Below are 21740 nucleotides of genomic sequence, written 5' to 3' on the forward strand. Positions count from 1 at the left end.
GAAAAGATTCCGGATGCTCAGAAACGAAGGGTGATTTCCCATGATCCAGTCCGTTAAACTCTCGAAGCTCCGCCTCTCCGCCAGCAACGTCCGCACCGCCCCTGATGAATCGTTGCAGATCGAGCCGTTCGCAGCCGACCTCGAAGCCCGCGGCGTCCTCCAGAACCTGCTCGTCACGCCGGTCTCGCGGCCACGCGGGACGTTCGAGGTATTCGATGGCGGCCGGCGCTGGCGTGCGCTCAACATGCTAGTCTCTCGCGGCGTCATCAATCCCGACGAGTATGACGTGCCGGTGCGTGTCCTGAAGGGTGACGATGCCGAACTAACCGAAACCTCGCTCGCGGTCAGCTTCCATCACATGAAACTCAGCCCGGCCGAGGAATGCCGCGCCTTCCAGCATTTCCTGAACGGCAGCACCGATATCGACGCTGTGGCCAAGCGCTTTGGCGTTACCCGCCGCTTCATCGACGGTCGCCTTCGCCTGGCCGATCTTGCCGAGCCGATCTTCTCTGCTCTCGCCAACGGCGAACTGACCCTCGACATGGCCAAGGCCTACGCCTCGACCGGCAGTCATGAGCGTCAGTTGCGCGTCTGGCAGACCTATAGCTCGATGGTTCACTACAACGCCGACGCCATCCGCCGCGTCATCGCCAACGACACGATGCGGGCCAACGATCCGATTGCGCTCCTGGTCGGCGTCGAGCCTTACGAGGCCGCAGGCGGCGTCATCGACCGCGACCTGTTCAGCAACGCCGGCGAGCGCTGGACCAACCCCGAGATCGCCCAGACCCTCGCGGCCGCGATGATGGAAGCGGAAGCTAAGCGTATCGGCGAGGAACGCGGACTTGCGTGGATCCGGCCTGTTGCCAGCCACAGCACCTGGGATGCGGCTCGCGGTCTCCACCGCATCGCCCTGCCGGTCCAGCCGATGTCGCCGGCCGAGGCACAGCGCGTAGATGAGATCGAGCAGCGCATGGGCGAACTGCAGCAGGAGATGGAGAACGACGAACTCTCCGAAGAGGCGTTCAACGCGAGCGACGCAGAGCATGATGCGCTTGGCGAGGAACTCGAAGCGCTGCAACGTCGCCCCTCGGTACTCCCCGCTGAACTCGTGTCGCGTGTCGGTGCGTTTCTGACGCTGTCGCAGACCGGCGCGATGGTCCTGGATGAGACCTATTACAGCGAAACGCCGATCCGCGTCACGGTGGTCGAGCCGGAGCCGGTCGAAAGTGGTAACGGGGAGACCGACGAGACGGACGACCGGGTTGCCGACGGCGAGGGCGAGGGCTCGGAACGGGTCCGGGCGGAGCCGACCTTCCGCATCGAGGAAGGCGCTGCGACGCCGGTGACGGCGGGCAGTCCCAAGGAGGTCGACCCCGATAACGCAGCGCCGGGCGGCAAAGCACTCAGCCAGGTCCTGAGCGACCAGCTCGCGATGCAGCGTCGCGATGTCCTGGCGGCGTCGTTGATCGCCAGTCCCGGCCTCGCGCTGGACTATATGCTGTTCGCCATGGTGGATGCACGGCGCGGCACTTCGTCGAATGACGGCACGACGATCAGCGCCCATGCCCCGCAGGATCCGATCCTGTCGACCAACATGCCGGGATCGCGCGCGCGCGACTACCTCGCCGAGGTACGGGACGGGCTCGATGAATCGTGGGGCGAGTCCGACAACAAGGTCATGCGGTTCGAGGCATTCCGCGCGCTCGGCGACGAGGTGAAGAGCGCATGGCTGGCGTACATCGTCGCGACGTCGCTGGAGGCCAAGGAGTCCTACGGCTCCAATCGCCAGAACCCGCTCCACGGCCGCATGGCCAGCATCCTCGAGGTCGAGGTCGCCAGCTGGTGGCGTCCGACGTCGGAGAACTTCTTCGACCGGGTTTCCAAGGGGTCGTTGATCTCGCTGCTTCACGAGGTCGGAGGCCCCGCGCTGTCGAGCCGTCACGCCAGCGAGAAGAAGACCGAGATCTCGGCATCGTGCCAGAAGCTCTTCGCTGGCGAAGCGATCGTTCGAGACCGACGTCAAGGAAGCTGCCCTGAAATGGGTGCCCACCGCGATGCGCTTCAGCGACACTGTCGTCGGGGGTGAGAGCGAGGACGACGGCGAGCAGGGAGATCTCGCGGACCTGATCGAGGCGGACAGCGACGATACCGGCGAGGACGATCTTGCCGCTTTGGTCGGTGACAGCCCGGACGATGTCGAGACGAACGGCAGCGCCCAGACCGAACTCGATCACCAGAACGATGACGATGTGAACGAGATCGTCGCGGCCGAATAGCGGCACGACGGTTCAATTCTGAGCAGCCTCACTGCCGGCCCGCGACCTCGCGGCGCCGGCAGTGCCTTTTCCTCACCGCTAACGAGGACAGCGTCATGACCGCTACAACCCGCGACATTGCGGCCGACATCACCGCCGCCATCATCGCACGGCTCGAAGCAGGGACCCTCCCGTGGCAGCGCTCCTGGTCGGTTACCGGCGAGGGCGGCAGGCCACTGCGCCATGAGGGCGTTCCGTACGCGGGCATCAACGCCCTGTGGCTTTGGGCGACCGCCGACACCTATGGCTATCGCAGCCGCTACTGGATGACCGCCCGTCAGGCACGCGAACTGGGCGGCGAGATCAACCGCGATGCCAGACCGTCTTTCTCCGTCTATGCCTCGACCTTCCGCAAGGCCGGAATGCCCAATCTGCTCGGTGCGACCGCTGACCAGATGATCCGCTTTCTGCGTTCCTATGTCGTCTTCAACGCCGACGAAATCGTTGGCCTCCCGGACTATTACTACCCGCGCGAGGTTGCACCGACCCCTTTGCTGATCTCAGAACGGCAGGATCGCATCGACGCCTTCTTTGCCGGTATCCCGGCCAAGGTCCGTCACGGCGGTGACCGCGCCTTCTTCCACCCAACCTTCGACTATATCCAGATGCCGCACACCGGTAGCTTCAAGTCAGGCGACGCATACGCATCGGTTCGGGCGCACGAGACCGTCCATTGGGCAGGCCATGCCTCCCGGCTCGATCGCACCTTCGGGAAGCGCTTCGGCGACAACGCATATTGCGTCGAAGAATTGGTCGCTGAGCTTGGCTCGGCCATGATCTGCGGCGATCTCGGTCTCCCGACCGAGCTGCACGACAGCCACGCCTCCTACCTCGCCAACTGGTTGGGGGTGTTGCGCGCCGACAAGACCGCGATCTTCCTGGCCGCGACTAAGGCCGAACAGGCCTTCTCCTACCTTCGCGCCTTCTCGACCGAGGCTGCAGCAGAAACGCGGCTCGCCGCATGAACCGGAGAACACGACATGGGCTGGCTCTCGATGACCACCGCCGGCATGGCCGGCCACCCGAACCCCAAGGCCTATCTGGACGACCAGTTCACCTACAGCCGTGCGCTGGATGGTGGCGGCACGCGCGGCATGCGCGTTATCGACAGCGCGTTCGTCGGAAACCGCGTCTGGTACGCAGCAGCTGAAATCATCGCAGACGACGAACCGCTCTACGTCATCGCACTGGTGTGTCTGGTGCGCTGGAACCCCAAGGCCAGGGACGGATACGTCTTTGCGTACAAGGACAGTGCGCCGTTGTGGCGCTGAAAGGAGTATCAGTAATGATGAGGTAAGTTGAGGAAACCTCTGCCCGCCAAGCTAACCTTGGGTTCGAAAGACCTGAAATCCGGAAACGGACAGGGGACAACAGCATGCTTGGAGCAAGGCCGAATGCGTTCCAGTCGTAAAGGAGCGATGCCGGTCAGGGCAAGACGCGTAAGGTGAAGGCTACACTGCTTAAATCCCAGTCTGCAGCGTTTTATATAGCGGAAGCTGGCGAAAGCGACTGACACGCCAGCCCCGGACGATGGCAAGAGTCTCATGTCTTGGCTCTTTGCTCCTCAGCCCGTCCGGCGCGCCTCTCGTCGAGGGGTTTAGTGGATGAACGGGACACCTAACCGCGTCGTATCTCCGATCAGTGTAACTACGGGATGCCCTAAACAGGCGGCTTCGGCCGACCTGCATGGGTACGGAGCCGCCATAGTACTCAAACGCCCGGGGTAATGCCTGGGACAGCTTCCCAGTCGGGGAGACGGTGCATCCGCATAAGGAACGGGCGACCGGGCCGAAAGCGGAGACCGCCGGGGGAAGGGCGGCAGTTGCGATACTTCAACCGAAATCATGGGGTGTGCTGATGCTACCTGAAACTGTGATGGCCCGGTTGGAGGCCATTCCCACGCTGGCAACGTCGGGCAAACGAGTGAATGGGCTTCATCGTCTGATGGGGTCTCGGCTTCTCTGGGAGCAGGGACTCAAGAAGATCGTCTCCAATCGGGGGGCGATGACGCCGGGTGTCGATGGCGAGACCTTTGCGGACTTCGGTCCTGAAGACCTCGACCCATTGATCGCCAGTGTGGTGGCCGGAGCCTACAAACCGAAACCAGTGCGTCGGGTATTCATCCCGAAAGGCAAGGGTAAGCGGCGTCCGCTGGGCATACCCACGCGCGACGACCGCCTCGTCCAGGAGGTGGCGCGCCAACTCCTCGAAAGGATCTATGAGCGGTGTTCTCGAACGCCTCGCATGGGTTCCGGCCGGGGAGATCGTGTCACACGGCGCTTGAACACGTTAAAGCCGTCTGGACGGGCGTGAAATGGCTTGTTGACGTGGATGTCGCTGGGTTCTTCGAGAACATTGACCATGACGTCCTGCTCAAGCTGTTGCGGAAACGGATCGACGATGAAAAGTTCGTTGGCCTGATCGGTGACATGCTGAAGGCGGGCGTCATGGAGGGGCGGACGCATAATCCGACCTACAGCGGCACTCCACAGGGCGGGATCGTTTCTCCAATCTTGGCAAACATTTACCTGCATGAGCTCGATGAGTTCATCGCAGGCCGGATAGCCGCCTTCGAAAAGGGAAAGGTCCGTGCCACGAACCCGGAGTACGGGAGAGTGGCAGCGCGCATCGCTAAAAGGCGAGCGCGGCTCAAGCGTCTACAGGCCAGCGATAGCGCTGACTTGGCAGTGATCGGGGTCTTAATCTCCGAGATCAAAGCTTTGTCGAAACAGATGCGTACCTTGCCGTCGCGAGACGCCATGGACGCCGGATATCGCCGACTTCGCTACTGCCGGTATGCTGATGATTTCCTTATCGGTGTGATCGGTAGCAAAGACGATGCGCGACGTATCTTCGCGGAGGTTGGGTCGTTCCTGACCACCGAGTTGGCACTGAGCGTATCCGAGGAGAAAAGCGGTATTCGAAAGGCGAGCGATGGAGCCGCCTTCCTCGGTTACGAGGTGCGAACCTATACGGGACGTCAATGGACAGTGCGGAGCCAGCGCGGCTCGCAGCACTTCAGCCGTCGGCCTCCGTCAGAGGTGATGCAACTCAGCGTTCCTTGGGAGAAGGTTTTCGGGTTTGCCGCAAGGAAGGGGTATGGTGACATGGCTGTATTGAAGGCCAAGCATCGAAACATCCTTCTTAGCTGTAGCGATGTCGAGATCGTCCTTGCATATAATGCCGAACTGCGGGGGTTTGCGAATTACTACGCATTAGCGAGGGACGTGAAGCAAAAGCTCAATAGGCTGGAGTTCATCCAACGCTGGAGTATGTTCAAAACCATGGCCAGCAAGCACAAGAGTAGCGTACGTGCTGTTGCCGCCCGTATGAGGTCGGGGCAGGAATATCGCGTCGATTATGTGGTCGACGGCCAGCCTCGGTCGGTTAAGGTCTGGAAGCTGATGTACTTGGACCGTGGGTGGGTAGATAAGGCCAAGGTGGATATCCCACCGCGGACTCAAATCTATTCCGATTCACGGACGGATTGGGTTGATCGTCAGAACGCCAAGCAATGCTCGGCGTGCGGGCGGACGGACCGTCCGTGTCAGGTTCATCACGTCGAAGGGTTGGCCGATATTGCACAACGTGGTTTCGCTGCGGAGATGAAGGCTGCGCGGTCACGCAGGACGAGAGTCCTGTGCGACCTGTGTCATGTTGACCTACACCGTGGACGCTTGTCCGATACCCGGAACATGAATGGTATTATCGCAGCGGAGAGCCGTATGCAGTGAAAGCTGCACGTACGGTTCGGCGGGGGGGTCAGGGCTGACTCTTTGAGCAGCACCAACCCTACCCGACTGGAGGAATCGATGGGACCCTGCGAGGCCGGATGCCCTGCTCGGATCCTGCGTCTCCTGTCACCGACATCCAAGGAAGGCGCCCTCGATTGGCGGCGACGTTGCCTCGTGCGGCTCAGGCTGCATGCTCGCCGAATTGATAACGGTATGCGGATCAAACTTCCCCGCCCGATTTCGTTCAGCGACGGCCATAGCGGCACCGAGTTCATCGTCGTGAAACGGGGCGAGAAGATCACCTTCCGGAGCGACAAGGGGCACGGCCACTACCGCATCTCGCATTTCCGAGACCTGGCTTGGTCTATCGTTCCGGAAACCAAAGTTCACCACACCGTCTTCGCGGCCCCTACCGCGTGTGCGACACCAGCATAATGGATAGCCCCATGTCTGCCGACACTCCCCTCTCGCCGCTGCGCCGTGTGCTGTGCAGCAGGTCCAACGCCGTCAGGGTCGCCGCATGGATGCGCCTTGACGGGATTCACACCGACATTGTCGCTACGGCTGAGCCGTTGCAGCCGTGGCTGATCGTCGAGACGACCGCCGCCCTGATCGAGGGCGCCCGAGCATGCGCATGACCCTTGTCCTCGCTCTCGCCCTCGCCGCCTGCGGAGGGGCCGCCTCCCAGGCCGAAGACACAGCGATGATCCGCGCTGACGGTCGAGCGATCGACGGTGACACCGTATCGTTCGACGTCCGGATTTTTGGGGCTGATGCCTTCGAGAAGCGGCAATCGTGCCAAAATGCGAATGGCTGCTGGCCGTGCGGCAAGGCGGCGCAGGACTATGCGTCGAAGCTCCTGAAGTCAGGAAGCAGCACGATCCGCCTGACGGGCAAGCAAAGCTACGGTCGTCCGATCGGAACGGTCGAGATCGGGGGCCAGGACCTTGGTGAGAGCATGATCGCAGCGGGGCTTGCCGTACCCGCGACGAGCTTCCTGAAGAGCGACCCCGAGCGCGCCCAGCGTTATCTCGCCGCTTATGAAAGCGCCGAGGCCAGACGTGTCGGAGTGCATGCCGGCTACTTCATCGATCCGGCAAAATGGCGTCGCGGCGAACGCCTCGCCTGCGAGAGCCGGGGCCGAGGCCGTCCGGACCGCTGAACGTAAGGAGGGAAGGGGGAGGGGAAAGGCATCGATCAAGGAGACGATCATGCCCGCTTTTACTTCGACCCCCGCGCCCGTGCATACGCTTTGGGACACGCCCGACACCGCGATCCAGCGTTTGCCGGGTATCTGGTTCGTTACCACCCCTTCGCATGGTGGCTTCGTCCTCTCGGATGAGCGTCAGGCGGCGATGCCCGATGCGCTGCGCCTCGAGCACATCTACTACGAGGAAGACGTCAACTGGTCGCTGGTAGTCGTCGGCTTCGAGACCGAGTTCGCCGTACTGAAAGACCCGCTGTTCGATATCGAGCGCGACCTTGCCCATCAGACGGCACGTCACTGGCGACCGATGCAGTACGGTGCCTTCACCGGCGAGGTTATCAGCCCGAGCGATAGCTACGTCCTGAAAAAGGTAACGCTCTACGAGGCCGCGATCGGAGAGATTGGGGTGCGCTCAGCGTCCGGAGATTGGGCCGACTGGGTGCCCAAAGGCAAGGTCGGCGTCACCGGGCAGCGCATCACCGGCTGCGATCACCTGGGCTTCGCACAGTATGAAGGCCCGGACTTCAAAGGCCTTTGTGATGCCGCACGCTACGACAGCTCCCGCCCGCTCAACACCTTCGCGGCACTTGATGTCGAACTGGTGCCGTGACGATCGAAAGCGTCGTCGCCCTACCCCCTCTGGGCAACGGAGGGGAAGGGGGCCGACTAAAGCCGAAAGATGTTGCCAAAAATCCGGCAACATCTCTCCCGTGACGTGCCCAAGCGCCCAGCCCTGAGGGGCTGACGATACGAGCGCGAACCGGGTGTCGCGGGAGAAGAGAGGGGGGTGAAGAGTGTGCGCCAGAAAGCGCACGGTCCTCATTCGGAGCATGCGTCGATGATTTACGATGTGCCTTTCCGCCACCAACAAGCGCTGGACCCGAGCGGCCTCACCACCGTCATCGCGACACTGCACGCGATCGAAAAAGCGGTCGAAGACTGCCGCAATGCCGGCGTCGATCCCAACAGCGACCCCGCGGTAGTGCTGCTGGCGCGTCACATGGCAACGGTGTCGACCAATCGTGCGCCCCGCGACGTACTCCGCCACGCCTGCAGGCGCCGCCTCACAGACCTGAAGCGGTTCCCGACGCTGCTGGCGCTCGCAATCCGCGGCGTGGAATATGATGCCTGCGCCAAGGAGCGTTTTCATATCGAAGCGACCGAGGCGATGAATGCCCTCGCCGTCTGCATTGGCCTGTCACCAGGGACATTCGAGGTGGTGTCGCTTCAGGGCGAACGCGACGGATCCGGGCATGTCCTGCTGGCGGCCGGGGAGTTTGCCGTCAGCGTCAGGATCGGCGCACGCCACCAGGGTCGTGAGGTAGCGTACCGGGGGGTCTGCGATAGCACGAACCCGTCCAACCGCTACGCGCCGATGGCCGATCTGCTGAAGCCGGACCGCTTCGCTGCTCGCCTACGTCGCGATCTGTCGATCGCCGTCCGACCGGTCGCGCCTGTCGACCAGGTCCTGATCGCCGCCTGAAGGAGTGATGCCCATGCACATCCAAGACGCGCTCGCGGTTGCACGAGCTGACGCCACGCGCATTGCGCACTTCATAGAGCGACGGGAGCGTTTCCTTGATGCGCTCGACTGGTCGATGCTCACAGACGATCACGCACGCCAGTCGGCGATGCTCGACGATCTGCTCGAGGGGGATATGGCCGATGCCATCCTTTATATCGACTGGCTGGTCGAGCGTCTGACTGGTGATGCTGAACAGGTCCCCGGCGTACTCCGCTTTACGCCGCATCCGCGCCCGTGGCAGCTTGCGTGGATCACGCTCGCTTCCTGACCAATTGGGGGATCAACTGATGAGCCGTCATACTTTCACCGGCAACGCCGGCACCACCGTGGCGATCGGCTTCGACCGTCCGCTAGGTACCTTTTTCGTTCAGGTTCTGCGTCCTCAGCCGACTCTGAAAGGCGAAGATGACATGGTCGAATGGCAGGGTACTGAGCCCGACGAGCTACCAACCGCAGCAGCGGCGATCGAGATTGCTGCCCGCTACGCCGACCTGCCGGAAACGCTCGGCGCCACGCTTGAGACCGACCGCCTAAAGACGCTGGGATCTGTCGACGGACCGGCGCAGCGTGCGGTGCGCCCGTTCCTTTATCGATCCTGAGCAACCCGCTTCGCGGCGGTTAGAGGGAAGGAGGATGGGGTTTGAGTCGATCCAGGTGGATCGATGGAGATACCCCATGTCCTACATTATCGATATTGGTGGCGCACCGACCAACGAGGACTGCGCCCAACTCGGCCAGACGCCGGACTTCGACGCGGTGAACACGTTCGAGGTCCTCGCCTACAAGCTGGCGATCATCGCGCGTCACGGTATGCCGCCTGCCGGCTGCAAGCTTGGACCGCATACGAACCGGCATGACTTTGGCGTCTATCGGACGCTTGCCCTCCACATAGAGGACGAGGAAGACGAAGCCTTTCAGGCGTATGCCGCGGCCGTAGAGGAAGGTCTGGGGTCATGGCTCGAGGCCGGATTTACGCCCCCGGTCATCTACGCTGGTTCGGTCGCCACGATCGAACGCCTTGATCACGTCGAGCTGGTGATAGGTGCGCTGCTGACGACGCGGCCAGACGCTGACGGGACGTTCCCGATCGCCGACTTCGGTATCCTTTACGGCCACCTCGCAGCGGCCTTTCCGCAACAGGCGGAGGCCGCACGCCAACGTCTGACCGCAGCATAATCCTGCCCAACCCCTGAAGGATTGAGCCAATGCTGATGCTGCAATCGCAGCCCACCGGGATCGTCCCGGCGGGAGCGTTCCCCCTTGTCCGGTCACCGCGTGGCGCCGAGGCCGTAGAGCCGGACTATTTTGATTCCACCGATATGCGTTGCTGGCTGACGCGTGGACGTTCGGTCGAACAGGCTACAGAGCTGGCCTTAATCTGGCGATCCTATCCAGACTTGCCACCCACGGCGCCACTGGAGGAACGGATGACACGGGGACGCGAACGTATCGCGGCGATGAAGCCATTGAACGACGCGATCGCCACCAGGACGGAGGCCGAACGGCAGATCCGGAACTTCGTCTTGATGGAATCGCGTGCCCAGGAAGGGACGATCGTCGATAGCGAGATTGCGATCCTGCGTGGTCGGGATCGCTACGGCTATGACTGGGATCTTGCCGTTGCCTACGCGAGCGGCTGGACCGCGGCCGATGCCGGTTGGGAGCATCGCTTTTGCGCCGATGGCTCGCGTAGAGAGGATGCCAAGCGCGAGGCCTATGACCGTGGTTTTGCCGATGGTGGCGGTGACCAGGCCGACTTGTTTGACGCCGCCCGCCGCAGCAACCTCGCCGCCATTCGCCGGGATAATCAACGCCCGGTAGCGCCGCTATCGCCAAGGGCACGACCGGCGCCGAGCAGCTGGTCCAAGCCGAACGATCATGCCCGCCCAACGCGGTGGTCGCGGCGTCTGCTGATCGTCTCTGACGCCACGATCGAAGAGGTGACGCCGGGGTTGATGCGCGTCTCGAGTCTACGCCTCGTTGATGAGATCCGCGCCCGACCAGGCAGCGAGGCTATGACGATCGTCACGATCGACCGCCATGAGGGCTTCGTCGTGAACGGATGCCCGGTCGAGACGAAGGTGCCGATCGCGGCTTCGCGCGCCGACGAAATCATCGCGGATCCGAGCCACGGCGATGCCCTCCGGGCCATCCTTAGTGGACACGAGATCGATGACGTCCTGATCGCGGTACAGGGCGACTACCTTCGCATCGTCGACGCCTTCGCAAGCGCACTGCCGCTGTGTGCGAACATGGAGCGATCGCAAAACTCGCTTCTTCAACAGCGGGCGCATCTGCGCTGCTGGCTCGACCGCGGCTATGACGGGACCGACAATCTTGGCGCCGGCCACATCCGTTGGGGCAAGGCGATCAAAGGCCTGACCGGCAAGCTCGGTGAGTTCACCGCCCGCCATGTCGGTCCAGCGCCGCGCCGCGGCCACCTGATCCGGATCGAGGCCGAAGGAGGCATGCTTGCCGAAGGCTATGCCACCTCCACCGGCGAACGTCTCGCTCCCGAGATCACCGTCTCCAACAAGACGAACATACGCCGCGAAATGGCAACGGCCCTGCGCGCCTTTGGCGGCGCCACCCGCCTGATGGACGCCTGCAGTTGACGCCGCGGGACCCGCTTTTCCAACCTTACTCAAGAGGAGACCACCATGCCTGACATCCGTGACCTGCCCGTGATGACCAAGGCCGAAGCCGAGGCCATCGGCTTTGCCGGCTTCAACGACGTGCCGCACAAGGTCATCGACCTGCCGGACGGCGACTTCACGCTCAGTGCGAAGACCAGCGACGGTCGCCGCGTCACCTTCAGTTTCCGGCCTCACAGCCCTGACGGGACGGCCAGGTTCGTCGATATTCAATTTCACGATCGCGGGACGACGATCCCGAGCGCCGATGGCGGCAACATGCCGACGTTCAACGCCTTCGCGATCACCAAGGGCGGCCGGCATATTGTCGATACGCGCGCTCTCACTGAAGGTATCAAACCCTCGATACTGGTGCTGCTGATGTACACCGCCGAGGAAGAACGGGCACGCGCCGCGATGCTGAAGAGCGAGACGCCCGGCTAACCAGCCAAGCGGCGCAGGAGAGGCCGCGATACCTTCCATTTCACCAACTGTGCGCCACAGCTCTCGGTTTTCAATCAGCGATTCTGGCTGTGCCTCGAGGATTATATCCTTAGCAATACGCGTCGGGTCGGCGAACGTGCAACCGTCTTTACGGGGCCAGTCTTCGGGGGCAATGATCCGGTGTACCGCGGCGTCGCGATCCCGCTGGCCTATTGGAAGGTTGTCGCATTCATCCATGACGACGGTCGTCCATCGGCATGCGCGTATCTGATCGATCACGATGTCGACCTGGACGCGCAGTCGCTCCTGTTCGGCGCGTTCAAGACCTATCAGCGATCAGTCCTCGCGATAGAAGGCCTGACGAACCTCGACTTTGGGTCGTTGCGGGAGTTCGACGGATTTTCGAACGAGGAGAAGGCGACCGGCGACGCTGTCCGGGTGCTGATTACCGAGGCCGAAGAAATTAGGCTTTAGCGCCCGCAAATAGCGCTGTCCTACAAAGAACATAGATGGAACATCGGTAGTCGGATCAACAAGGAGAGTCGGACAATGACCGACATGATCGACGGCCCCATGCTTGTAGGTATCGCAGCGCTCATCACCAGCGTCGTCAACATCATTACGGCTGTTCGCACGCGTGATCGGCCAGCGGACCGTTCGCGTGTGCGGACGATCCCGCGGCGTAGAAAAAGAAGAGAGAATCGCAGTTTAGGCGCATGATGCCTGAAAGCCCGAAGGAGACCGTTATGCGCTGCCGCGTCATTTCCCTTCTGCCCGTACTGACAGCCCTGCCTCTTCTGGCGGGATGTGCGACAAACGCGATTCAGCTCGAAACCGCCGGGACTGTTCAGGCCCGAGGCCGGGAGGCAGTCCTCGCCACGACGGCCTATTTCGACGCGATAGAGCTGCGCCGTCGGGAGGCCGCTGCAGCGCTGGTTGCGAGCGATCCAAGCTGCCTGCCGGCGACCCCGCTGCGCATCCAGGTGCCTACGGCACCGACCGTCCCGCCCGCACCTCTATGTCTTGCGAACGAGGCACCCGCCCCTGGCTATACGGCGTTCGAAATTGACATCGGGAGCAGTCCACGAGCGGTACTGGAACCACGTGTCGCACTGCTCGCCGCAATTGGTGGATACGCTGATGCGCTAGCGGCCATTCTCGACGCCCCCAAGACCGACGTATCGGCCGAGATCACTGCCTTTGCCGATCAAGCCGACCGGCTGGCCCGGTTCGCGAACTTTGTCGCCGGCACTGACCTGCCAAACGTCAACGCCGCTGTCGCCCGCGAACAAGGGCAGAGCGTGGTTGCGCTGATCGCGTTTGCCAACGACCTCGCGCGTGAAGCGCGGCAAACCCGCAATGTGCGCGCATTGGTTGTCGAACGCGGCGCCGTCGTCGATCGCGCACTGGCATCGCTGTCCGTTCAGGTCCTGACCTGGGGCAGGGGGGCGGCGCGCAACGCCGACGATCTCTACAGCAACGCGCTGTTCCGAACCTACCTTCGCAATCGCACCAGTCTGACGGCCGAACAGCGCGAGCAGCTTGCCGCCCGTGTTTTCGCCGCCCGCGAGGCCGCAAAGCAGGGCCCCTTACGGGCGGCCGAGGTGGCAGACGCGATTGATCTCACCGCAAAAGCCCAGGCGGGGCTGCGGGATGCCTTGGCAGGTCGCTTATCGCCGCAGCAGCGCCGCGCCGCGGCTCGACTGAACATCGATCGTATCACCCGCGCGCTCGGATTGATCGCGTCGATCGCCACCCCCGCCTGAGGAGGATCCGATGACCACCTTTACCGAGGCCGTGAGGGCTGCAGACGCGCTTATCGATCAGCTTCAAGGACTGACCGAGGACCCCCGCTATCTCCCGCGCTTTTTCGATACGATATTCGGCTTACGCACGGCGCTCGGTAACGAACGCGATCGGATCGCTTCGTTGCACAGCCCCGAGGCCGTGGACCGACCAGAATTCGCGACGATCCTGGATCGCTGCGAACAAGCGACGACGATCGGCGCCGCGCTTACACCCAGCGATGCCGAGGTGTCGCGGTACGCGGCAGCCGTACAACGCGCGATTGCGGCTTTGACCAATGAAGGGGTGGCGTCCTCTCAGCCAGCCCTGCGCGGCGCGCTGCGCCTTCGACGAGTATCAACGCCGCAGGTAAGACCTGGGCACCGGCCTGATCCAGCGCCCGAGCCATATTACACCAGTCTTGTGAAGCTATTCCCTGTCGAGGCGGTAACGCTTTACCCCCTCGCCATAGGCATCGCTGGCAACGACATCGTCATTCGCTTGATCCTGATCGCCGTCATTACGCTGTTCGTCATCGCACTGCGCTGGTTTGGAACGCAGGAGGAGAGTGGGGGAGATGCAGATGTGCTGGCGATTGGCGTGTCGGTCATTTCGTTCGAGCTCTACGCCGCCTCGCTAGGCGGGTTTGGCTACCTCCCGGGCGGCCCGGCGCAGACCAGCCAGTTCCTCGCTTTCATCACCATCATGTGGGTTGCGCTCGTACCGTTCGCGCTCCGCCACTCCCGCCGCTAATCGATAAGGAGCCACGATCATGTGCATGTCCACGCATCGGCATTCGCTTCACTGCATCCTGCCACCCTACATCCTTTCCAAGATCGCCGAGAACGGTTCGCCTGCGTTGCGCGCCATGGCGATGCACAGTCTGATGATCGACCCGACCATCCGGATCGTCCGGGCCAGTACGGCCGGCCCCGTCACCGGAGATCTCGCCCGACGGCGGTCGGCTGCGGGCAACATCCTTGTCCCCAGTCCATTGCGGACAATCCGTGACGCCGGGGGCGAGCCCGAGGCGCCGGGTTCTGTGGTCGTGCGGCGCGAAGGGGAGGGACCAACGGGCGATATCGCGGTCGACGAGGCGTATGATGGCCTGGGTGCAACGTTTGCGCTGTTCTGGGAAGCCTATCAGCGCAACTCGATCGATGATGCCGGGCTGCCGCTCGACGCCACGGTCCATTACGATCAGGACTATGACAACGCCTTCTGGGACGGCACCCAGATGGTGTTCGGCGATGGCGATGGCGAGCTGTTCAATCGCTTCACGATTGCGCTCGATGTGATCGGCCACGAGCTCACCCACGGTGTTACCGAGAAGGAGGCAGGGCTCGCCTACTTCAACCAGTCGGGCGCGCTCAATGAGAGCATCTCCGACGTGTTCGGCAGCCTGGTGAAGCAGAAGCTCCTCGGCCAGACGGCCGACCAGGCGGACTGGCTCATTGGTGCCGGACTGCTGACCTCGGCGGTCAAAGGCGTCGCGCTGCGGTCGATGAAGGAACCCGGCACAGCCTATGACGATCCCGTCCTCGGCAAGGATCCGCAGCCTGGCCACATGGACGATTTTGTTCGCACCAATCAGGACAATGGCGGTGTTCATATCAACTCCGGTATCCCCAACCGGGCCTTCTATCTGGCCGCGACGACGATCGGTGGAAACGCATGGGACCGCGCCGGTTGGATATGGTACAATGCGCTGCTGGACCCCAATACGCGGGCCAACACGGACTTTGCCGGCTTTGCCCGTGTCACTATCGACGTCGCGGAGCGTTTGCACGGTACGGACAGTGCCGAAACGACAGCGGTCGCCGAAGCATGGACAGCGGTTGGAGTGATCTGATGCAGATGGGCAAGGCTTGCGACGAGACCGTAACGGGCGAAGCCCGGGTACGGATCGAGGGAGGCCTCGCCCATTTTCTTGGGCTTGCGAAGGAACAGACCATTTCGTTCGGCGACCTTGCAACGCCCGAGCGTCAGGAACTCACCAGCCTTGCCGATCAGGCTGACTTCTTCGGTTGCGAGCCATCGAACGATATCGCGAGACCGGATGCGCGCACGTATACGGTTGGCCTGACGATCAACGGACGAAGCCGGGAGATGCGGCTCGCAGAGCCGATCCGCGACCCCGCCATGGCGAAGCTCGTCTCTGTCGTTCGCCGCCTGAGCAAACAGCACGTACCCACACGGTGACGGTCTAACCAAACCCTGGAACTTACTGATCCTTTTCGGCGCGCTTGCGATCGGCCTTACGTGCTCGGCTGACGGCCGCTGCGTGTTCGCGCGCGCGCTTCTCCGACGGTTTCTCGAAATGGCGGCGCAGCTTCATCTCGCGGTAGACGCCTTCGCGCTGCAGCTTCTTTTTTAGAACGCGAAGAGCCTGGTCGACGTTGTTGTCGCGGACGATGACCTGCATGAAACCTGACTTTCGTAATTGCGTCGATGATTAACGCGCCCATGCCTATAAGCCCGGTAGGCATGTGCCAAGTGCATGATTAACTTGCCGGCTTTAATCGCAGTTATCTTGCGCGAACGTGATTAATCCGGCCCCCTGCGGGTACTGTTTATACGCCGCAGTCCGTGGGCATTGACACTGATCCACCAAGCTGGAGAAGGCCTCATGACCAATTCCGACATACCTGCCTATCGTGTTCAACTGCTACCGGCGCCGATGGTAATCGACGCTCATGGCCTCCCAGTCGCCAATTCCCATGTGGTCGAGATCGTATTTTCAGGGGACGCGATCGATACGACGCTGGGGAAGGTGAACACGATCGTCGGGCCTGGAACTGCCAAAATCATCGTTGAGGATGCGACGTACCGCGGGATCAGCCTTTGCTGAGTTTGCGCGCTGTGTAGCCTTCGGGCAGGGGAGCCTGCCAACCAAAGGAAGCAGCGATACATGGCGAACCGTCTCACGATTGATCAAGACAGCCTGGTCGACAACGACCGCGAAAAGCAGGTCGAGTTTACCGCCGACATCGATAGCGAGGACCGCGATTTTGCCGTGAAATACGCCGTTCTGCGTGAAGTGAGCGGCGACGAACCAGACAATGACGCCCTGGAATTGTTCGAGCGGTTCAGCGACGAGATACTCGATATCTGCGCCGATCTTGCCGAGCTTCGGCCAACGGCCAATCTGATAACAGTGACAGAAAGCGACCTCGAGTAGCAATCGCTCCGAGGCGCCCTTCGCCGCTTAAGGCAGCAGTCAGGTCAGAGTTGGCATCTTCAAGGCTCATTGAGGATACCAACTTCGGCATGTTTTTCAGTTCTCTACGGCGTTTGCAGATCGGTCTTATCGTTGCCAGCTTGGCATTCTGCCTGCCTGTGCAGGCTGCATATGCCCGATCACGCGTATCTGAGATCGTCGTCGATGCCTCAACCGGTACCGTTCTTTTTTCTCAGGCGCCGGATGCGGCGAGACGGCCGGCGTCGCTGACCAAGCTGATGACGCTCTATCTCGCATTCGAAGCGCTGGCCGATGGCCGCTTACGGCCAAGTGACCCTTTGCCGATATCCCGCCGGGCGGCCCGCCAGCCGGCTACGCATTTAGGCATAGCCGCAGGTGGGAGGATCACAGTCGGCAAGGCGCTGGATGCAATCGCAGCGATCTCTTCGAACGACTTGGCCGTTGCCGTGGCCGAACGCATTGCTAGCAGTGAGCCGAAATTTGCCAGAATGATGACGGCAAAGGCGCGCCAGCTTGGAATGCGGAACACGCGGTTCGCAAACGCATCCGGGCTAACCAGCGCCGGGAACGTGACAACGGCGAGCGACATGGCGAAGCTCTCGCGCGCCATCGTCAGGCGCTTTCCACGGCAATATGCCCGGTTCAGCAGACGTACGATTCAGTGGCGATCGCACCGCATCCGCAATCACAACCATCTGCTCGGTCGGGTTGCAGGCGTCGACGGCATCAAGACCGGGTACACGTCCGACGCCGGCTACAATCTCGCAGCGTCGGCGATGCGTCGAGGTCGGCGTATCGTGGTCGTCGTATTGGGCGAGACCAGCGTTTCGGCGCGTGATGCGCGCGTTGCCAATTTGATCGAGCTGGGCTTCACCGGAACGAGATCGAAGGCGCGTCGCATACGACGGCGGTAACTCTACGAACTGCCTTGGCATGACTCAGAGCCACGACAATCGTTCGGATCGATAATATATGTTATGTTAAATCAATGGCCTAGCGGTATGTTGGGCACCGATCTTGCATAGACCAACATGGGCACAAAGTGCTGCAGGCCGGCACCTTTGAACATCGTCACGTTGGCAGCCATCCTGCCGGAGATGTTCGTCTCCGCCGCATTGGCGGGCAAGGCCGTCCAGCGTTTCTCCAATTCATTATCGTCGCGATGCGCGGAGTTTTTCATTCCGTGTTTCCCTAAAATGGACGGCAGCTCATGTTGTGGGACGACAGTATCGGCGCGACCGATTTCGGCTGCTCGCAAATCGTAACAGACGATACGGTGGCATTCGCGACGCCCGCTTTCATCGCAATTGATGAGCGCCGGTTAGCTTGGTATATACATGGCATATGCAAGGAGTGTGTCGTGTCACAATCATCGTCGAACTTTGACGTGCGCGAAGCCAGGCTGTTCCGCAACAATCGTAGTCAGGCGGTTCGTATTCCAGCTGAGTTCGAGTTTTCGGGAACCCGGGTGCTCATTCATAAAGAAGGCGAAAAGCTCATAATTGAATCCGCACCCAAGGCGCGACTTGTCGACATTCTGAAAGGGCTAGCCCCCCTCGCCTCTGACGATCAATTCCCCGACGATCTCGATACGACGCTGCTCCCACTGAAGGCGGTCGACCTGTGACTGGCGCCCGCTACATGCTCGACACCAATATCGTCTCTGATCTCGTTCGAAATCCGCAAGGCGCGGCGTTTGACAAGATTGTCGAGATCGGGAGCGATAATCTGTGCGTCAGTATCATCACCGCAGCCGAGCTTCGCTACGGTTGCGCCCGTAAAGGCTCCCCTCGCCTTCTTCAGCAGGTCGAGGCCATCCTGAGCGGCCTCGACATCCTTCCGCTCGATGTCCCGGTTGACGTCGAATATGGCGGCATCCGTGCCGAGCTCGAGGCCGCTGGCACACCAATCGGTCCCAACGACCTCCTGATCGCGGCCCATGCCTATGCGCTAGGCGCCACGCTGGTCACCGCCAATGTCGGCGAGTTCGCCCGCGTTCGGAGTCTTAGCGTGGAAAACTGGCTCGCCTGACACCTGCGCGGCCTGCATACAAAAACGGGGCCGGAACCGATAGCAGCGGTCCCGACCCGTCGATCGAAGGATCCTCCGTCGAAACGGTGGATAGACTGGCTTAACGCATCTGCGTCAAATCCGGTCCACCACCCTCGATATACGGATCGTCGTCAATTTCCCATGAACGAGCCTTTCGGCCGTTCCAACCGCCATACGGCACTTCACCCGAAGGACTCCACCCCCGAAGGGACATCAACATGACCGTCATTGCACTTTCAGCCCGACGCAATTCACTGAGTTCACTCGAGAACGCCTACGCCGTGGCTATTCAGCTTCGTGAGAGCACCGGCGTCGACCAGTTTGTGGTCCGCACCGACAATCCCATTCAGCCTTTCCGTGTCTCCCGGTGTCGGCCACATCACCCGGAGAGTCTTCTCGCCCTGGTCGCTTGACCGGGCGACTATCGTCAGCCCTCAGTCGTCACGTTGGCCATGATCTGCGCAGCCGTCAGGCTCTCGCACAACTGCGCGTTCGTGGCGTAGATCACCGCGAGCTTCTGCTCGCGCATCACCATGCACATCCGACCACGACGGTACGTCAGGCTCTGCAACCAGGCGAGTTCGGTAATCGCCTGGTCGATAGGCGTGTCGTACAGAAGATACCAAAGCCGCATCTGGAACGGGCTTTTGTCGCGCAGGATCTCTTCGAGATCCTTGTGCCCCTCGGCACGGCCCATGCCGTTGCTCGTTTCGCTCGCAAGGGCGGTGAACGCTTCCAGCAATTCCGTGATCGCGAAATAGGCAACGTCGAGGCCGATCCCGATCGTAGCGCCTGCCAGCACCCGTCGATCGGTCGATATTTCGGGGTCGCCGTTCTCGTTGGTGCCGCTGTTGTTCAGCACGTCATATAGCGGGAGGTCATAGTCGTACCCCCGCATCATATCCTGTACTTTCATCATATCCTCCTTCGGGTGAGGTCTCGAATTTGGCGGGATCGTCATACAATCGAGCATTACCCGGTCGCATGACCAACATTGACATTTCCGCTGCCGGCAGCAATGTCTGTACGTCACGACAAAGAAGGTCAAGTCGCCAATGCAAACATTTTCCAGTCGCGACTTCAATCGCGAACCAGGTCGCATCAAGCGGGCCGCGGTCGATGGCGCAGTCATCATCACCGAACGCGGCCGACCAATCATGGCGGTCATGCCCTTTGCCGAATACGAGCGGCTGAAAACGCCTCCCGGTAACATTCTCGACGCCCTCGATATGGACGAGGTCGGGGACATCGAGGTGGACTTCAGCCGGGCAGCATCGTTCCCGCGTCCGACGGTCTTCGACTGATGTACTTACTCGACACCAACACCCTGTCCGAGCTGCGCAAGCGACGCAGTGGAAAGATCAGTGCAGCCGTCGAAGCGTGGGCCGGTAGCGTCGATCAGGCGGACATGTACCTTTCGGTCATCACGATCATGGAGATCGAGCTTGGCATCGCACTGCTCGAACGGCGCGATCCGCGGCAAGCCGGCATGTTGCGACTATGGCTGCATGACAAGGTTATGCCCGCCTTTGCAGGACGCATACTCTCCATCGACACCACGATCGCGCTGCGCTGCGCGCGGCTGCACGTTCCGGACACTAAGAGCGAACGCGACGCCTGGATCGCCGCGACGGGTCTCGTACACGACCTGACGATCGTGACCCGCAATGTCGCAGACTTTGCCGGCACCGGTGTGACGCTGCTCGATCCGTGGACGTTCAACGTCGGCCTCTGATGAAACGATCAAAGCTATGCGGCTCAGGCCCTTTCGCGGTTGCAATATGATCTTCGCAGATTCAGCATGGCGACGCCTTTCAGGCATCCTCTCCTAAAAACTATCAGGGTCGGCTCCCCGCCGGCCCTTTTTTTGTCTGCCGAACGCTGCCCGGTGCGCCTAGCGGTACCTTCGGCGACGGCTCGGTCTGCAAGGATCTCCCCGGGGTTGATGTCGCTATTTTCTGAGCCGTGCGCTCAGGATGCGGATTCCGATGATCGCGCGCAGCCATTCCGATTTGATGGCGCGCAGCGTTCCGATTTGATCGCGATCAGTTGCGGTCACTCGGTCGACATAGGTTGGGTGTCAGTTTCGTGAGGCAGGGTCAATCGCCGATGGACGCTTTGGTGCGCCGCAGGCTGTCACCTTCGAGTTCGACGCGGTGAGCGTTGTGAAGAAGGCGGTCCAGGATCGCGTCGGCATAGGTGGAATCGCCGATGGCATGATGCCACGACGCGGTCGGAAGCTGGCTGGTCACGATGGTCGACTTGCGGCCGTACCGATCTTCCAGGATCTCGAGCAGGTCATGCCGGGCCTGAGCATCCAGGGGCTGAAGGCCCCAATCATCCAGGATGAGCAGTTCGACGCTGGCGAGGCTCTTGAGCCTGCTGGCGATGCGGCCGTCGCCGCGTGCCAGGGCGAGCTCGTCGAGCAGACGCGTGAAGCGCACGTAGAGGACCGAGCGGTTGTCGCGGCAGGCCTTGTGGCCGATGGCGCACGCGAGCCAACTCTTGCCGATACCGGTCGGGCCACAGATCGCCAGATTGTCGTGCGCGTCGATCCACTCGCCGCTCAACAACGTTTCGAACAGCCGGCGCTCGAGACCGCGGGGGCTGCGGTAGTCGACATCCTCAGGTGCCGCCTGGTGCCGCAATTTGGCGTATCGAAGGCGCGCGCTGAGCCTCTTATCGTGCCGCCAGGTGGTTTCCCGGTCGAGCAGCAGGGCAAGCCACTCGGCATGGCTGAGCGTGGCGGCGTCACCATGCTTGTCGAGTTCGGTGAAGGCTTTGGCCATGCCTTGCAGGCCGAGCGCCTGCAGCTGGTCGAGGGTAGGATGTATCAGCAT

At 61.7% G+C, this 21740-nt stretch carries 33 protein-coding genes and 1 pseudogene; 30 read left to right on the forward strand and 4 right to left on the reverse strand.

Going from position 1 to position 21740, the window contains the following annotated elements; genetic code table 11:
- The first annotated feature begins 40 nt into the window (after positions 1–40).
- From QFZ54_RS19570 to QFZ54_RS19675, 22 genes and pseudogenes are all read left to right on the forward strand, one after another.
- On the forward strand, positions 41–2089 hold the full coding sequence (locus QFZ54_RS19570; RefSeq protein ID WP_307090300.1) for a ParB/RepB/Spo0J family partition protein: 2049 nt from the start codon (positions 41–43) through the stop codon (positions 2087–2089).
- Positions 2058–2279 carry a hypothetical protein gene (locus tag QFZ54_RS19575; RefSeq protein WP_307090301.1) on the forward strand — a complete coding sequence of 74 codons (222 nt, stop codon included), beginning with the start codon at positions 2058–2060 and terminating at the stop codon, positions 2277–2279. Before QFZ54_RS19570 ends, QFZ54_RS19575 begins: the two co-directional genes overlap by 32 nt.
- Positions 2280–2374: 95 nt before the next feature.
- Positions 2375–3283 (forward strand): ArdC family protein, encoded by a 909-nt coding sequence (locus QFZ54_RS19580; protein ID WP_307090302.1) that lies wholly within the window; start codon positions 2375–2377, stop codon positions 3281–3283.
- A gap of 15 nt (positions 3284–3298) precedes the next feature.
- A complete protein-coding gene (locus tag QFZ54_RS19585) occupies positions 3299–3589 on the forward strand; it encodes a hypothetical protein (RefSeq protein ID WP_307090304.1) in 291 nt (96 codons plus the stop codon).
- Positions 3590–4175: 586 nt separating this feature from the next.
- Complete coding sequence (locus QFZ54_RS19590; RefSeq protein ID WP_307090525.1) at positions 4176–4631, forward strand: hypothetical protein; 456 nt, start codon at positions 4176–4178, stop codon at positions 4629–4631.
- Complete coding sequence (locus tag QFZ54_RS19595; RefSeq protein WP_307090306.1) at positions 4544–6052, forward strand: reverse transcriptase/maturase family protein; 1509 nt, start codon at positions 4544–4546, stop codon at positions 6050–6052. Before QFZ54_RS19590 ends, QFZ54_RS19595 begins: the two co-directional genes overlap by 88 nt.
- 78 nt (positions 6053–6130) lie before the next feature.
- Entirely contained in the window at positions 6131–6487 is a 357-nt protein-coding gene (locus QFZ54_RS20580; protein ID WP_373458658.1) for a DUF6927 domain-containing protein, read from the forward strand.
- Positions 6488–6498: 11 nt separating this feature from the next.
- Positions 6499–6690, forward strand: a complete 192-nt coding sequence (locus tag QFZ54_RS19605; RefSeq protein WP_307090309.1) for a hypothetical protein — start codon at positions 6499–6501, stop codon at positions 6688–6690.
- Entirely contained in the window at positions 6681–7214 is a 534-nt protein-coding gene (locus QFZ54_RS19610) for a thermonuclease family protein (RefSeq protein WP_307090311.1), read from the forward strand. Before QFZ54_RS19605 ends, QFZ54_RS19610 begins: the two co-directional genes overlap by 10 nt.
- A 49-nt stretch (positions 7215–7263) precedes the next feature.
- Positions 7264–7869: a DUF7007 domain-containing protein gene (locus tag QFZ54_RS19615; protein WP_307090314.1), complete on the forward strand. Its 606-nt coding sequence runs from the start codon at positions 7264–7266 to the stop codon at positions 7867–7869.
- A 228-nt stretch (positions 7870–8097) separates the two neighbouring features.
- Positions 8098–8742: a hypothetical protein gene (locus QFZ54_RS19620; protein ID WP_307090315.1), complete on the forward strand. Its 645-nt coding sequence runs from the start codon at positions 8098–8100 to the stop codon at positions 8740–8742.
- A gap of 13 nt (positions 8743–8755) precedes the next feature.
- Positions 8756–9052, forward strand: coding sequence for a hypothetical protein (locus QFZ54_RS19625; RefSeq protein WP_307090317.1), 297 nt, complete (start codon positions 8756–8758; stop codon positions 9050–9052).
- Positions 9053–9071: 19 nt separating this feature from the next.
- The gene (locus tag QFZ54_RS19630; protein ID WP_307090319.1) at positions 9072–9383 is read left to right on the forward strand and encodes a hypothetical protein; all 312 of its coding nucleotides are present in this window, start codon (positions 9072–9074) and stop codon (positions 9381–9383) included.
- A gap of 76 nt (positions 9384–9459) precedes the next feature.
- Positions 9460–9960 (forward strand): hypothetical protein, encoded by a 501-nt coding sequence (locus QFZ54_RS19635; RefSeq protein WP_307090321.1) that lies wholly within the window; start codon positions 9460–9462, stop codon positions 9958–9960.
- 251 nt (positions 9961–10211) lie between these two features.
- Positions 10212–11399 (forward strand): hypothetical protein, encoded by a 1188-nt coding sequence (locus QFZ54_RS19640; protein WP_307090323.1) that lies wholly within the window; start codon positions 10212–10214, stop codon positions 11397–11399.
- A 45-nt stretch (positions 11400–11444) separates the two neighbouring features.
- On the forward strand, positions 11445–11861 hold the full coding sequence (locus QFZ54_RS19645) for a hypothetical protein (protein ID WP_307090325.1): 417 nt from the start codon (positions 11445–11447) through the stop codon (positions 11859–11861).
- Between the two features lie 36 nt (positions 11862–11897).
- A pseudogene (locus QFZ54_RS19650) lies at positions 11898–12335 on the forward strand (DNA/RNA non-specific endonuclease); the annotation flags it as partial.
- A gap of 75 nt (positions 12336–12410) precedes the next feature.
- Positions 12411–12581 (forward strand): hypothetical protein, encoded by a 171-nt coding sequence (locus QFZ54_RS19655; protein WP_307090327.1) that lies wholly within the window; start codon positions 12411–12413, stop codon positions 12579–12581.
- A gap of 26 nt (positions 12582–12607) precedes the next feature.
- Complete coding sequence (locus QFZ54_RS19660; RefSeq protein WP_307090329.1) at positions 12608–13627, forward strand: hypothetical protein; 1020 nt, start codon at positions 12608–12610, stop codon at positions 13625–13627.
- Between the two features lie 10 nt (positions 13628–13637).
- Positions 13638–14399, forward strand: a complete 762-nt coding sequence (locus QFZ54_RS19665) for a hypothetical protein (protein WP_307090330.1) — start codon at positions 13638–13640, stop codon at positions 14397–14399.
- Positions 14400–14418: 19 nt separating this feature from the next.
- On the forward strand, positions 14419–15498 hold the full coding sequence (locus tag QFZ54_RS19670) for a M4 family metallopeptidase (protein WP_307090332.1): 1080 nt from the start codon (positions 14419–14421) through the stop codon (positions 15496–15498).
- Positions 15498–15848 carry a protealysin inhibitor emfourin gene (locus QFZ54_RS19675; protein ID WP_307090334.1) on the forward strand — a complete coding sequence of 117 codons (351 nt, stop codon included), beginning with the start codon at positions 15498–15500 and terminating at the stop codon, positions 15846–15848. The genes QFZ54_RS19670 and QFZ54_RS19675 overlap by 1 nt, the downstream gene beginning before the upstream one ends.
- A 22-nt stretch (positions 15849–15870) precedes the next feature.
- On the opposite strand, the gene rpsU is transcribed toward QFZ54_RS19675, so the two are convergent.
- A complete protein-coding gene (rpsU, locus tag QFZ54_RS19680; protein ID WP_056483632.1) occupies positions 15871–16071 on the reverse strand; it encodes a 30S ribosomal protein S21 in 201 nt (66 codons plus the stop codon).
- Positions 16072–16275: 204 nt separating this feature from the next.
- Between rpsU and QFZ54_RS19685 the strand changes: the two genes are divergently transcribed.
- The 3 genes from QFZ54_RS19685 to QFZ54_RS19695 all read left to right on the forward strand — a co-directional run bounded on the left by QFZ54_RS19685 (position 16276) and on the right by QFZ54_RS19695 (position 17762).
- Positions 16276–16497, forward strand: a complete 222-nt coding sequence (locus tag QFZ54_RS19685) for a hypothetical protein (protein ID WP_307090338.1) — start codon at positions 16276–16278, stop codon at positions 16495–16497.
- Between the two features lie 60 nt (positions 16498–16557).
- Positions 16558–16827, forward strand: coding sequence for a DUF1488 family protein (locus QFZ54_RS19690; RefSeq protein ID WP_031440623.1), 270 nt, complete (start codon positions 16558–16560; stop codon positions 16825–16827).
- Positions 16828–16916: 89 nt separating this feature from the next.
- Entirely contained in the window at positions 16917–17762 is an 846-nt protein-coding gene (locus QFZ54_RS19695; protein WP_307090341.1) for a D-alanyl-D-alanine carboxypeptidase family protein, read from the forward strand.
- A 71-nt stretch (positions 17763–17833) separates the two neighbouring features.
- Here QFZ54_RS19695 and QFZ54_RS19700 read toward each other — a convergent pair whose 3' ends face one another.
- Positions 17834–18028, reverse strand: a complete 195-nt coding sequence (locus QFZ54_RS19700; RefSeq protein ID WP_307090343.1) for a hypothetical protein — start codon at positions 18026–18028, stop codon at positions 17834–17836.
- Positions 18029–18058: 30 nt separating this feature from the next.
- Here QFZ54_RS19700 and QFZ54_RS19705 point away from each other — a divergent pair, with 30 nt between their 5' ends.
- The 3 genes from QFZ54_RS19705 (at position 18059) to QFZ54_RS19715 (ending at position 19313) form a co-directional block, all read left to right on the forward strand.
- Positions 18059–18475, forward strand: a complete 417-nt coding sequence (locus QFZ54_RS19705) for an antitoxin (RefSeq protein WP_307090344.1) — start codon at positions 18059–18061, stop codon at positions 18473–18475.
- A 14-nt stretch (positions 18476–18489) separates the two neighbouring features.
- Positions 18490–18879, forward strand: coding sequence for a type II toxin-antitoxin system VapC family toxin (locus QFZ54_RS19710; protein ID WP_307090346.1), 390 nt, complete (start codon positions 18490–18492; stop codon positions 18877–18879).
- Between the two features lie 239 nt (positions 18880–19118).
- Entirely contained in the window at positions 19119–19313 is a 195-nt protein-coding gene (locus QFZ54_RS19715) for a hypothetical protein (protein ID WP_307090348.1), read from the forward strand.
- Between the two features lie 14 nt (positions 19314–19327).
- Here QFZ54_RS19715 and QFZ54_RS19720 read toward each other — a convergent pair whose 3' ends face one another.
- A complete protein-coding gene (locus QFZ54_RS19720; RefSeq protein WP_307090350.1) occupies positions 19328–19816 on the reverse strand; it encodes a hypothetical protein in 489 nt (162 codons plus the stop codon).
- Positions 19817–19955: 139 nt separating this feature from the next.
- On the opposite strand from QFZ54_RS19720, the gene QFZ54_RS19725 reads away from it, so the two are divergent.
- Both QFZ54_RS19725 and QFZ54_RS19730 read left to right on the forward strand, forming a co-directional pair.
- Positions 19956–20204 (forward strand): type II toxin-antitoxin system Phd/YefM family antitoxin, encoded by a 249-nt coding sequence (locus tag QFZ54_RS19725; protein ID WP_307090352.1) that lies wholly within the window; start codon positions 19956–19958, stop codon positions 20202–20204.
- A complete protein-coding gene (locus QFZ54_RS19730) occupies positions 20204–20635 on the forward strand; it encodes a type II toxin-antitoxin system VapC family toxin (RefSeq protein WP_307090354.1) in 432 nt (143 codons plus the stop codon). The genes QFZ54_RS19725 and QFZ54_RS19730 overlap by 1 nt, the downstream gene beginning before the upstream one ends.
- Before the next feature lie 364 nt (positions 20636–20999).
- Here the strand turns inward: QFZ54_RS19730 and istB are convergent, their stop codons facing one another.
- Complete coding sequence (gene istB, locus QFZ54_RS19735) at positions 21000–21740, reverse strand: IS21-like element helper ATPase IstB (protein ID WP_307090356.1); 741 nt, start codon at positions 21738–21740, stop codon at positions 21000–21002.

Source organism: Sphingomonas faeni (assembly GCF_030817315.1).
GTDB classification, from domain to species: domain Bacteria; phylum Pseudomonadota; class Alphaproteobacteria; order Sphingomonadales; family Sphingomonadaceae; genus Sphingomonas; species Sphingomonas faeni_C.

Excerpts from the sequence above, each read along its gene's own strand:
- QFZ54_RS19690 (WP_031440623.1), top strand. The coding sequence starts at position 16,558 with ATGGCGAACCGTCTCACGATTGATCAAGACAGCCTGGTCGACAACGAC.
- QFZ54_RS19725 (WP_307090352.1), top strand. The coding sequence starts at position 19,956 with ATGCAAACATTTTCCAGTCGCGACTTCAATCGCGAACCAGGTCGCATC.
- QFZ54_RS19630 (WP_307090319.1), top strand. The coding sequence starts at position 9,072 with ATGAGCCGTCATACTTTCACCGGCAACGCCGGCACCACCGTGGCGATC.
- QFZ54_RS19605 (WP_307090309.1), top strand. The coding sequence starts at position 6,499 with ATGTCTGCCGACACTCCCCTCTCGCCGCTGCGCCGTGTGCTGTGCAGC.
- QFZ54_RS19615 (WP_307090314.1), top strand. The coding sequence starts at position 7,264 with ATGCCCGCTTTTACTTCGACCCCCGCGCCCGTGCATACGCTTTGGGAC.
- QFZ54_RS19700 (WP_307090343.1), bottom strand. The coding sequence starts at position 18,028 with ATGAAAAACTCCGCGCATCGCGACGATAATGAATTGGAGAAACGCTGG.
- QFZ54_RS19610 (WP_307090311.1), top strand. The coding sequence starts at position 6,681 with ATGCGCATGACCCTTGTCCTCGCTCTCGCCCTCGCCGCCTGCGGAGGG.
- QFZ54_RS19665 (WP_307090330.1), top strand. The coding sequence starts at position 13,638 with ATGACCACCTTTACCGAGGCCGTGAGGGCTGCAGACGCGCTTATCGAT.
- QFZ54_RS19625 (WP_307090317.1), top strand. The coding sequence starts at position 8,756 with ATGCACATCCAAGACGCGCTCGCGGTTGCACGAGCTGACGCCACGCGC.
- QFZ54_RS19570 (WP_307090300.1), top strand. The coding sequence starts at position 41 with ATGATCCAGTCCGTTAAACTCTCGAAGCTCCGCCTCTCCGCCAGCAAC.
- rpsU (WP_056483632.1), bottom strand. The coding sequence starts at position 16,071 with ATGCAGGTCATCGTCCGCGACAACAACGTCGACCAGGCTCTTCGCGTT.
- QFZ54_RS19640 (WP_307090323.1), top strand. The coding sequence starts at position 10,212 with ATGACACGGGGACGCGAACGTATCGCGGCGATGAAGCCATTGAACGAC.
- QFZ54_RS19715 (WP_307090348.1), top strand. The coding sequence starts at position 19,119 with ATGACCGTCATTGCACTTTCAGCCCGACGCAATTCACTGAGTTCACTC.
- QFZ54_RS19635 (WP_307090321.1), top strand. The coding sequence starts at position 9,460 with ATGTCCTACATTATCGATATTGGTGGCGCACCGACCAACGAGGACTGC.
- QFZ54_RS20580 (WP_373458658.1), top strand. The coding sequence starts at position 6,131 with ATGGGACCCTGCGAGGCCGGATGCCCTGCTCGGATCCTGCGTCTCCTG.
- QFZ54_RS19590 (WP_307090525.1), top strand. The coding sequence starts at position 4,176 with ATGCTACCTGAAACTGTGATGGCCCGGTTGGAGGCCATTCCCACGCTG.
- QFZ54_RS19660 (WP_307090329.1), top strand. The coding sequence starts at position 12,608 with ATGCGCTGCCGCGTCATTTCCCTTCTGCCCGTACTGACAGCCCTGCCT.
- QFZ54_RS19710 (WP_307090346.1), top strand. The coding sequence starts at position 18,490 with ATGCTCGACACCAATATCGTCTCTGATCTCGTTCGAAATCCGCAAGGC.
- QFZ54_RS19580 (WP_307090302.1), top strand. The coding sequence starts at position 2,375 with ATGACCGCTACAACCCGCGACATTGCGGCCGACATCACCGCCGCCATC.
- QFZ54_RS19720 (WP_307090350.1), bottom strand. The coding sequence starts at position 19,816 with ATGAAAGTACAGGATATGATGCGGGGGTACGACTATGACCTCCCGCTA.
- QFZ54_RS19645 (WP_307090325.1), top strand. The coding sequence starts at position 11,445 with ATGCCTGACATCCGTGACCTGCCCGTGATGACCAAGGCCGAAGCCGAG.
- QFZ54_RS19585 (WP_307090304.1), top strand. The coding sequence starts at position 3,299 with ATGGGCTGGCTCTCGATGACCACCGCCGGCATGGCCGGCCACCCGAAC.
- istB (WP_307090356.1), bottom strand. The coding sequence starts at position 21,740 with ATGCTGATACATCCTACCCTCGACCAGCTGCAGGCGCTCGGCCTGCAA.
- QFZ54_RS19620 (WP_307090315.1), top strand. The coding sequence starts at position 8,098 with ATGATTTACGATGTGCCTTTCCGCCACCAACAAGCGCTGGACCCGAGC.
- QFZ54_RS19705 (WP_307090344.1), top strand. The coding sequence starts at position 18,059 with ATGTTGTGGGACGACAGTATCGGCGCGACCGATTTCGGCTGCTCGCAA.
- QFZ54_RS19675 (WP_307090334.1), top strand. The coding sequence starts at position 15,498 with ATGCAGATGGGCAAGGCTTGCGACGAGACCGTAACGGGCGAAGCCCGG.
- QFZ54_RS19575 (WP_307090301.1), top strand. The coding sequence starts at position 2,058 with ATGCGCTTCAGCGACACTGTCGTCGGGGGTGAGAGCGAGGACGACGGC.
- QFZ54_RS19670 (WP_307090332.1), top strand. The coding sequence starts at position 14,419 with ATGTGCATGTCCACGCATCGGCATTCGCTTCACTGCATCCTGCCACCC.
- QFZ54_RS19730 (WP_307090354.1), top strand. The coding sequence starts at position 20,204 with ATGTACTTACTCGACACCAACACCCTGTCCGAGCTGCGCAAGCGACGC.
- QFZ54_RS19695 (WP_307090341.1), top strand. The coding sequence starts at position 16,917 with ATGTTTTTCAGTTCTCTACGGCGTTTGCAGATCGGTCTTATCGTTGCC.
- QFZ54_RS19685 (WP_307090338.1), top strand. The coding sequence starts at position 16,276 with ATGACCAATTCCGACATACCTGCCTATCGTGTTCAACTGCTACCGGCG.
- QFZ54_RS19655 (WP_307090327.1), top strand. The coding sequence starts at position 12,411 with ATGACCGACATGATCGACGGCCCCATGCTTGTAGGTATCGCAGCGCTC.